Origin of the sequence: Dysgonomonas sp. HGC4, assembly GCF_001261715.1 — a bacterium.
Lineage (GTDB): Bacteria > Bacteroidota > Bacteroidia > Bacteroidales > Dysgonomonadaceae > Dysgonomonas_A.
The window spans coordinates 1-10,375 of record NZ_CVRU01000101.1 but is presented as its reverse complement, the minus strand read 5'-3'; the positions used below and the strand labels follow the sequence as shown (position 1 = coordinate 10,375).

Genomic DNA, 10,375 nt, shown 5'->3' with positions numbered 1-10,375 from the left:
CTCTACTTTATCTTTACAATCGTTATCGGTCAGTAAATAGATTTTATTTACCAGCTGTGATGCTTTCAAAGTTTCAACAGTCTCTTTTACTTGATTTGCACTTTGAAATGGAATAAAGCAATTAATATTTACTTTCATATTTTTTTGAAATTATGTAATACAAAATTTATTATTTCTTAGTTGTAGAAGTATATATTATACACCTCTACTTATATCATATTCTCTTTTTTTCTTACTAATAACAGGAGTCCTATAAACGTAAAGAAAGCATTCATTATCAGAAGTTCGTAACTAAACTGATATCCATTGAACCACTCTTTCGAGTTTTTATCGATAATAAAACAAAGTATTGGTGCCACGATTGCTACAAGTGGAATGAATTTGTCCTTTACCGCTTTCTTCGTCAAAATACCAAATACAAAGAGTCCTAAAATAGGTCCGTATGTATAACTGGCAAGAATATAAACAGCATCTATAACAGAGGTATTATTTAAGACATTAATTATAATGATTACAATACCCATCACAGCTGCCATACCCACATGTACTTTTTTACGGATTTTGGCTACTTCTTCCTCGGTTTTCGTCTTCGGACTTTCCAGTATATCCACCGTAAATGAAGTAGTAAGTGCGGTGAGTGCCGACCCCGCTGCAGCATAAGCAGCCGATATAAGACCTATCACAAACAATACTCCTACAATAATGGGGAAATATCCTTTCGTTGCCAACATGGGGAACAACTCATCACTCTTGGTAGGTAAAGGCACATTATTTTGTGCTGCAAATGTATAAAGCAGAACACCCAACATAAGAAACAGAAGAATAATAAAGAGCTGTAACACTCCGCTAGTAACCATATTCTTTTGAGAATCCTTGTAATTCTTACAACTCAAAGTCTTTTGCATCATATCCTGATCGAGCCCCGTTGTGGCAATCACCGTAAATATTCCTGCAAGAAATTGTTTGAAAAAGAAACGCTTATCGTTTACATCATCAAAAAAGAATATTTTAGAGTAATCGTGATCGTAGATCGTAGACAATGTGCTCGAAAAGTTGAGTCCTAAATTAGAGGCGATATAGTAAATACACAATCCAACCGAAAATATAAGACAGAAAGTTTTCAGCGAATCTGTCCATATCAACGATTTCACTCCACCTCTAAACGTATAAAGCCATACAAGTCCCACTGTAAATATTACATTTATAAAAAAGGATAGCCCAAAAGGTTCGAATACTAAAAACTGTAATACCAGACAAACCAAAAACAGACGCACGGCAGCACCCAACATTTTGGATATAAAGAAAAACCATGCTCCCGTTTTATAAGTTGATATGCCGAATCGAGTTTCAAGATATTCGTAAATAGAAGTCAGATTCATCTTATAGAAAAGAGGTATCAATACAAATGCAATAATCAATTGCCCCACTACAAACCCCATTACCATTTGCAGATATGCAAAGCCACTTGTTGCCACCATTCCCGGTACAGACACAAAGGTGACTCCCGAAATAGCCGATCCGATCATTGCAAAAGCAACAACATACCACGACGATTTTCGATTGCCTACAAAGAAGCCCTGATTATCGGCTCTACGTCCTGTAACATAGGATATACCAAAAAGGACAACAAAATAAGAGGCAATAGTTAGTAGTACTAATATAGGATCCATAGTTGTTTTATCTAAAAATATTTAATGATCTGTTTCTTGTTGCAAGAACAAACCTATATAATGCTTTCTCTGGCTGAATATATAAAGCTTCCCCTACTACATCAAAGGTCTACAACCTTTATTCTTCATACAATAAATATGGAGCTCGTTGTTTCTTAAACTTAGTAACATCATCCTGCCACATTGCTTTAATTTCCTGAGCTGATTTCCCCTCTATTATCATTTTTCGAATGTAGTCAACACCTACCAACTTTTCGAAGAATGGACGAAAAAAATGATCATCTAAATTAAGATTTTTATAAGCATCTATAACATATGATAAATCAAAACCATTTTTAAAAATTTCTTCATCCGATACACTCCTCAAATCCACACCATAACACAGCCTGTTTAACTGTGGAGGATTTTTTGCCCCCTCAATACTTCTCGGTGTAAACGAAAAGCTATAGCCTTTCATATTGGGATGCCCGTACACTTGGAAAGGAAAGGAAGTACCACGCCCCAAACTTACAGGTGTAGCCTCAAACAAACAAGTAGAAGGATATAAATAGATAGACTTCATAGTCGGAAGATTTGGAGACGGAGCTATCGGCAATTGATACAGAGTTTGATGTGTATAATTCTTACACTTAATCACCGCTACATCGCATATTCGCGACTCGGGTAACCATCCTTCACCATTTATCATGAGAGCCAATTCAGCCAATGTCATTCCATGTACCACCGGAATAGGAAGCCAACCTACCCCCGATTTGTGTTTCATATCTAATATCGGTCCATCCACATAATGCCCGTTGGGATTAGGTCTGTCCAAAACAATCATTTTCTTATTATATTCTGCACAGGCGTCCATCAACTTAGCCATTGTAATATAATAGGTATAAAAACGCAAGCCGACATCCTGAATATCAATAATCATAACATCAAAAAGATCCATAGATTCTTTACTCGGTTTACCTGCATCTCCATCGTACAATGAGCGAATGGGTACACCTGTTTTTTCATCTACCGAACTTGAGACATGCTCGCCTGCATCTGCATTGCCCCTGAAACCATGTTCGGGCGAAAATATGGCGACCACATTGAATTTACTCTTTACCAAAAGATCAACCAAATGTTCATTACCAACCATACCTGTGTGATTAGACATAACGGCTATCCGTTTTCCTTTCAACAAGGGAAAGTATTCTTTAGTAGATTCGGCTCCTACCAATACCTCCGCAGACTGCGAATATACTTGTAAAATACTACTAAAAAATAAGATGATAACAATCTTGATTATTTTCATGGTTCTATTAATTTGACAGATAAGTAATCTAATATATGTTATTCAAAGTAAACAATTGCACTTTCGGCATGAGTAGGACTCAAACTGGTTATACCATAACGATATTTTTTCAAATCCTTATTATCCTTATAAGGTAATGTCACTTCCGTTAAACCAGTTACAGTAACAATATATTCAGCATTATTTTTATTAACTGGCTCGCCTTTCTTGAACTTGTATATTACAAAACGTTTTGCATTGTCTCCCCTATCCCATCTTAAATGCAGATACTTATCTTGCTCCAATTTCATAGATACATTCTGAGGATTTTGAGGTTCTATTCTTTCAATTCTATTATTCTCTGGTGAAATTGTCAATGTCTTATACTCATTTCTAACCAACTTCGGAATATTATATTCAGGATTAAAGAACGATTTTGCACTGAAATATATTTCTCCCTGTAAATTAGGATCACTCATATTTCGACGAATCTGCTTAACCAGTTGTTTAGGATTATGCCATTCTTTTTGTTTTGCGGTTTTAGACACTCGATAAGGAGCTAAACCCGCATATACATTAGCACCATAGTTATATTTAGACCACCAATCGGCTAATATTGCATAATCGGCAATAGGATATCCTATATTAAAATATAATTGAGGCAGCACATAATCTATCCATCCTTTTTCTTGCCAAAGCAGTATATCAGCATACAAACCGTCATAGTTACTCATAGCCTTAGTCTCTGAACCTCTCGGATCTTCTGTCTTATTTCGCCAGATAGCAAATGGAGAGATACCAAATTCTACCCAAGGTTTTTCTTCTTTGATAGCCTCATTCACTTCCTTGATAATAAGGTTTACATTATTTCTTCTCCAATCACCTTTATCCGTAAATCCACGAGGATGTTGTACAAAGGTTAATGAATCGGGAAACTCTTCACCTGCTATTTTATAAGGATAGAAGTAGTCATCCATATGAATAGCGTCAATATCATAATTACCAACTATATCTTTTACTACTTTGCAGGTAAATTGACGTACTTCATCCAATCCAGGATTAAAATACTTGGCTTTACCATAGTTAATAATCCACTCGGGATGTTTATTCAGAATATGATCTTTTGCATAACTATTATTAACCGCAGTATCGTAATTTACACGATATGGATTCAACCAAACATGTAGATACATCCCTCTTTTGTGGCATTCATTAACTACAAATTGTAGAGGATCATATCCCATATCTTTCCCTTGCTCTCCAGTTAACCAATAGCTCGATGGCTCAAACTTCGATTTATAAAAGGCATCAGCAGTTGGTCGTATTTGAAAAATGACCGTATTCATATTGCACGATTGCATCTTATCCAATAACGTAACCATCTCTTCTTGTTGCGTTTCAATAGGAAGCCCTCGTTTTGTAGGCCAGTCAATATTATCTACGGTAGCTACCCACAATCCACGCAAAGCTCTTTTATTTGCCTGAGCAGATAAATAGGTTACAAAACTACATAGTATTAGTAATAAGCTTATGGTCTTTTTCATTGATAATAGGCTTTTAAGTTGAAGGTCTAAGACCTATCTTATAAAGTAATCTTTTAGTAAGAGCTCTTCTTCATAAATATTACAAAGAAGAGCTTCTTCTATTTGTGTTTAGGATTATTCACCCCATCCTCTTGTTTGTTTAAGAGTATATCCTCTTGTCTCATAATCGGTTATTTGATTTAGTCCAACCGGAGCCAAGTAAACATTCACACCTGCTATATTTTCGAACGGATCTCTATCTACAACTCCCGCAGGACTAAAATATCCTACCATATCGCTGTTATTAGTTCCATCATAAATAACGCGTGTTCCATTTTCTTTTATAACAGACACTTTACCTTTATTACTTGCAGTCAACAAACCAGGTAATTCAGCAGGAATATCTATCCATATACTTTTCAGAATATCAGGATGTGTAGTTCCATTCATATATCCTATTTTTTTCCAACGTCTAAGGTCTGCAATACGCGAATGCTCCAAGAAAAATTCCATACGGCGTTCGCGGCGTATCTCCCAAATCAAAGGAGGTACATCTGAATCACGAGCAGGATCATAAGAGTCAGTAATAGCAGTCAACTCCATTGCTTTAGTTTTACTTACACCTCTAGCAATAGCTTCTGCATCCAAAGGTCTGTTTCGTATTTTATTTATTGATAGATTAATATCCGGTTGTGTAACGGCTGCACCACCTAAAGTGGCTAGTTCGGCTTTAGCTTCAATCCAATTCAGAAGTATTTCCGAATAACGGATAACTGGATAATCATTGGTATTATTAGTTGAAGTAAACTTAGCGGGAAGATTAACTCCTTCGTAGCTTGTACCTTCTCTACTAATAAACTTAGTAGCATAAATAGCAGAACTCACCGCTTGCATTCTTGGCTTATAAAAGAATGTAGCTTCGAAGCGAGGGTCACGGGTTTTAACCAGATTGGCTAGATCAAATTTATTGGCATTGCTTAATGTTGAATTTTGCCAAGTCTTACCATCACTACATGTAAATGCTTTTAACAATGCAAGGTTTGCTCCTATTGCCATAGACTCATTCAAATTAGAATTTGATGCAACCGAATGTGTTACCAATTTAGCACTGCTATAATGACGGAACAATATACAATCTTTATTGCCTTTCAAATCTTCTGAACCAAACAAGCTGCGGAAATCTGTTACAATATCATACTTGCCGCTATTCATCAAAAATTCAGATGCTTCTTTAGCAAATTGTAAAAATTTCTGAGCTCTGGCAGTATTGTTGTAATGATATTTTTGCCAAGTACCTTCTATCAACATCAATCGACTTGCATAACCAGCTACAATATATCGGTTTACTGATTGCTCACCATCATTTACGCGAACATTCTCCAAAGCATATTTAAAATCATCATAAACTGCATCCATTACCACATCTCTTGGGGTTCTGTCTTTATATAACTCATCCAGTTCATTGTCTAATATAAGACGGTCATAATAGGGTACGTCACCAAATGTTTGTACTAATGTTGAATAATACATTGATCTGAAAAATTTAGCAACACCTATCCAATGTGCTTTTTGTTCCTCATTAAGAATCGTAGACATTCTGCTTTCAACACGATCAATCATCAAGTTCGATTTACGCACCCAATAGAAATTCCATGTCGGACCAGTATAATTAGCCAACCAAGCAGGAAAATCAGTATAAGTAGTAGATGTAGGCGGTGCGCTAGAGCCAACAGAAGCAGGTATCGAAACATCAAAATTCTTTTGTTTAGCAGCAGTCATCACATCATCACTAAAGGTATACCCCGTGATTGGCGTATAATTTACTCCCCAGTTAACATTATATCCTACAAAGAGGTAGGGATAATATTCGTTCATAAAGAGACGAACATTATTTTCATTAACCCAATAAGTATCATCATTTGCCGACGACAATTGAGGTCGATCAAGTACGTCTTCGCAACTCGAAAAAAGTATAAAGACGATTGAGGTAAATAATATTATCTTAGTTTTCATTGTATTTATAGTTTAGAGTTAGAAACTTAGTTGAATCCCAAATGAAGCTGTTTTGAATGTTGGAATACCTGCTCCCGTACGACCTCCGTTATAGTTAGTCTCATTGAACATTGAGTATCCTGCAACTGCTTCCGGATCGATAGGCAAGCCTCTTAATTTATCAAAAGTCACTAAATTTTCAAATGAAACATAAAAACGTGCTTTTGTCAAGTACAACTTTTTAAGTGTAGGTGTAGGTATTGAATACCCAAACGTTAGATTCTTCATTCTCAAATAAGCCATATTTAACAAATAGCGCGATTGTTGTTGCATATTATATATGCTTGAACTTCCCGCTAAATTAAAAGCACGAGGATAAAATGCATCAGTACGGTCTTCTGTCCAGAAATCGCCTGCTATAGCCTGAGCCATGGCTCCGTCATTGGAGTTAAAACCTGCTATTGCCAAAGGTCCATTACCCCAAACATCACGTTTTCCAACTCCTTGGAAGAATACCGACATATCGAATCCTTTAAAATCTGCTCCAAAACGGAATCCATATTCGTAACGTGGAGTTGAGTTACCGATGACTGTTAAGTCACCCATATCACCAACAGTTCTTGAGCCATCGTTTATTGCACCGTCTCCATTCAAATCAACATACTTGACATCACCAGGACCAAATTTAAAGTTACCACCTTCAAGCTTTGCCTGATACACAGGATTGTCACCTTTAAGTTTATAAACTGTTCTTTCCACTCCGTCAACTTTTACAGTAGTTGTTAACAAATTACCATTTCCATCCGTTTCAAAATCAGCCCACTGATACAATCTATCCGTTTTATAACCATATATATCGCCATAGCGTCTACCTGTAAATTGTCCATCTATTGATCTGTCTTCCATTGGAAGTAAATGATCTGCATTTTGAGTTATATAAGTAGATGCATCAGAGAAGGTAGCCAATCCATTTATTGATAGACCATTTGAAAATCTGTGATTAAAATCAACTGCTACTTCCCAACCTCTTGTTCTTAAGTTACCATAATTACCTTGAGGCGCAGGTGTACCAAATGTATATGGTAAAGCATCTCCCGGAATAATCATATTATTGGTTTTACGTTGAAACCAATCTACAGACACACCTATTTTATCTTTAAGAAATCTAAGATCAAGACCAAGATTTAGATTCTCGATATTTTGCCATGTAATATTTGACTGAACAGCTAAAGGATTACGGAACGATTCGAACTGTGTATCACCATTCAACCAAGTAGTTGTATAATTCGTTAAGATAGGTACATACAAGTTGTTAGGTACAGACTGATCTCCTACCGATCCCCATGATGCTCTGAATTTTGTAAAACTCAAAACAGGATTTAAATTTAACGATTCTATAAATTTCTCATTGCTTAATATCCAGCCGGCAGAGAAAGAAGGAAACCATCTCCATCTCAAATCTGTTGGAAATTTAGAAGATCCATCGTAACGTAAATTAGCTTCTAATAGATACTTATCCATATACGCATAATTGATACGTCCAAAATATCCTAACTGACTTTCCCAATACTCTTCGCCACTACCTGTAACATTACCAGTAGCTAAAGGGAATTGAGGATTAGAAAAATCAAGTAATCCTGTTTTTTGAGTCCAGTTCTCTGCATATTTTTTAGTTACCCTATTCAGACCTAACATAAATTTAAATACATGTTCGGTTTCTCTTCCCAATTTTAAATTGTAGGTAGAATAGGCATTTATAATTCCTTCATCAGTATTTCTTGATCTGCGATAGATGTGATTTTGAGTATTTCCTGCTCCTCCGGGAGGATTATATGTAATCAAAGATAATTGGTATGCAGGCATCGCTCCAGGTGCATCACTAGCCACTTGTTGTCCTGCTGTATTTACATATACTTGATTACCTTGACCATCTGTTCTTAATACCGGAGCAGCAATACTAGCCCAAGAATCTCTTGCTGTAAAATCAACTAAAGCTCTACTTGTTATATCCTGTTGATTAGCATATGTATAATCGAACTTAAAATCCCAGTTCTTAGTAAAATTAACCGTTGCTCCTAAATTTATATTGTGGTATATATTTCTAATACTTGCAGTTTTCGTGTTACGAATTTCAGCAACTGGTTCTCTCAAATCCACTCCATCCTCTTGAACTCCAACAGGAGAAATAGGACCCCAACGATACATGTAATACCATGGATCGGAAGTCGAAGAAGCCGAACCTGGATAACGTTTTGTACGATCTGAATAAATTGTACCAGCTCTAACACTGAAATACTTATTGATATCGGTAGTTACATTTACAGAAGCATTATAACGTTTAAAGTCATCGTGCTCAGCTGGTTTTGTCATACCATTTTGAAGTAAATATCCCAATCCTATATTATATCCGGTTTTACCACTTCTACCATTTACCGAAAGATTATGTGTCTGAGCAGGAGACCACTCTCTCACCATTGTTTCATAAGGATCATACAAGCGAACTCCCATATTAGAAGAGCCTTGTCTGTACCAATCTCTTCCATAAATTAGTGGATCAGTAGCTTTGACTGAACCTCCATATTGAGATAACCATTCTTTTGATCTTTCAAAGCTAGTTCTGTCTATCTTCCAGAATACACCAGAAGTAGTAGATGCGCCCACTCTCTCCATAGCTAATAAGCTATACTCTATACCATCAATACCAGCCATTTCCATTTTCTTTGCAACATTTTGCCATGCAAAGTTATTCGAATAACTAACGGTTAACGATTCGGTTTTTGCACCTCTTTTCGTAGTGATTAATATAACACCAAATGCAGCTTTTGAACCATAAATTGAAGTTGATGCTGCATCTTTCAATACAGATATAGATTCTATATCATCAGGGTTTATCATTTGTATACTTGGAACTTCCACATTATCTACAAGAAGTAATGGTGCAGATGATGAACCCGGAACCAATGATGCCACTTGTCCACGAATCTTCATAGTAGGATCAGATCCCACCTCACCACTGGGTATTGTAATAGTAAGTCCGGGAACTGCACCTTGCAATCCTCGTCCCACATCAGCAATAGGACGACTACCTAATGTCTCATCAACTCTTACAGAAGATACAGCACCTGTTAAGTTTTCCTTCTTTTGAAGACCATACCCTACCACAACAACTTCAGACATCATTTTAGAATCTTCTTCCATAACAATATTCAAAACTGTTTTGGTCGGCGTAATCGATTGTTGTTTATAGCCAATATAAGTAAATACAACAATAGGATTAGGTGTATTAATATTCAAGGTATATCTCCCATCAATATCTGTAACAGTTCCTGATGTTGTTCCTTTAACAATCACGCTCACACCCACCAATGGTTCTCCCTTATTGTCTTTTACCACCCCTTCTACTTTTTGAATTGTTTGTTGCAACTCAAAAGAAGTATTTGATCCCTCAGGATTAGCCAATACGGGTTGAGTACCCAATATTAAAGCAAAAAAGCAAACAGACAGCAAGAGCAGCCATTTCTTTGACAAAGAATTTGTCATTTTTCTTAATGCATTCATACACTAGTTGATTTAATTTTAATAAAATTATAATTCCACAATAGCAACATAGAGAAGGTTTATATTTAAGGTTCACATTTAATATTCAGAGTCAAATAAAAGTTTTTTTTAACATAAACAAATAAGAGCTTAATGTATTTAGACATACTATCAAAGTATCGGTCAATCTCTCTTCTCTACAAAATCAAAAAAATAGTAACAAAACCAAAACACTTTCATAATATCACTAAATATCAGAAATAAGAGTCATACTAATTCAATAGATAGAATTAATAGCAAAATAAGAAATAGTTAATAATTTCAGATTATCGTATATTATCATTTAATATAGCATACAAGTTCTTTTTCAAATGTATAATAATATT

Annotated in this window: 5 protein-coding genes; all 5 read right to left on the bottom strand. The window is 35.7% G+C overall.

Annotation, left to right across the window (positions count from 1 at the left end; genetic code table 11):
* Positions 1-209: 209 nt before the first annotated feature.
* The 5 genes from HGC4_RS10445 to HGC4_RS10425 all read right to left on the bottom strand — a co-directional run bounded on the left by HGC4_RS10445 (position 210) and on the right by HGC4_RS10425 (position 10,010).
* A complete protein-coding gene (locus tag HGC4_RS10445; protein WP_050710080.1) occupies positions 210-1,670 on the bottom strand; it encodes a sodium:solute symporter in 1,461 nt (486 codons plus the stop codon).
* A gap of 118 nt (positions 1,671-1,788) precedes the next feature.
* Positions 1,789-2,958, bottom strand: a complete 1,170-nt coding sequence (locus HGC4_RS10440) for an exo-beta-N-acetylmuramidase NamZ family protein (protein ID WP_050710079.1) — start codon at positions 2,956-2,958, stop codon at positions 1,789-1,791.
* A 38-nt stretch (positions 2,959-2,996) separates the two neighbouring features.
* Entirely contained in the window at positions 2,997-4,481 is a 1,485-nt protein-coding gene (locus HGC4_RS10435) for a glycoside hydrolase family 10-like protein (RefSeq protein WP_050710078.1), read from the bottom strand.
* A 114-nt stretch (positions 4,482-4,595) separates the two neighbouring features.
* A complete protein-coding gene (locus HGC4_RS10430) occupies positions 4,596-6,473 on the bottom strand; it encodes a RagB/SusD family nutrient uptake outer membrane protein (RefSeq protein ID WP_050710077.1) in 1,878 nt (625 codons plus the stop codon).
* A gap of 18 nt (positions 6,474-6,491) precedes the next feature.
* Complete coding sequence (locus tag HGC4_RS10425) at positions 6,492-10,010, bottom strand: SusC/RagA family TonB-linked outer membrane protein (RefSeq protein WP_050710076.1); 3,519 nt, start codon at positions 10,008-10,010, stop codon at positions 6,492-6,494.
* Between the last annotated feature and the right edge of the window lie 365 nt (positions 10,011-10,375).